The organism is Streptomyces sp. AC627_RSS907 (genome assembly GCF_019049165.1).
In genome coordinates this window covers 1-569 of the sequence record NZ_JAGMUE010000748.1, presented here as the reverse complement: position 1 = coordinate 569, position 569 = coordinate 1, and the positions used below count along the sequence as shown (strand labels likewise).

At 79.1% G+C, this 569-nt stretch carries 1 protein-coding gene; it reads right to left on the bottom strand.

The features are described 5' to 3' along the window. A partial coding sequence (locus tag KUM32_RS38405; protein ID WP_217146441.1) for a hypothetical protein occupies nucleotides 1-569 on the bottom strand: 569 nt, incomplete at both ends.

Genomic DNA, 569 nt, shown 5'->3' with positions numbered 1-569 from the left:
CGTCCTCGGGGTGCGCGCCCGCGTCGGCGTCGGCCGTGTCCGCCGTCAGCTCCCACAGGGCACGCTCCACGTCCCAGGCGGTGGTGGCCTCGCCGGCGTCCGCGGCGTCGGCGAGCACGCGTACGGCCGCGGCCGTGCGCACCAGGCGCCGGTTGGGGATGCCGGTCACCAGGACGGGGCCGCCGGCCCGCGCGAGATGGCCGCGGAGGGCCTCGGTGGCCGTGGCGCCCGCGGGCGCCGGCGCGTTCGGGTCCGCGTAGGCGACGACGCGCGGGGCGGGCGTGGCCGCCGGCTCGCCCGGGCGCGGCGCGTCGTCCGGGCCGGCCGTCGCCGGGGGCGCGAACAGCGTCACGTCGTAGCGGAAGAGCGAGAGTTCGTTGTCGGCCCGGCCGCGCTTGAGCTCGACGCGCACCCGCACGTCACCCGGCGCCTCCGCGGCGAACTGTCGGAAGAACGCCGGGGACAGGCACAGCTCCCGCTCCTCGCGCGCCTGCCGGTCGACGGCGGCCCGGATCTCGGCCACCGTGTGCACGGGGGCGGCGCGGTGCAGTTGTACGGCGGTGTGGAAC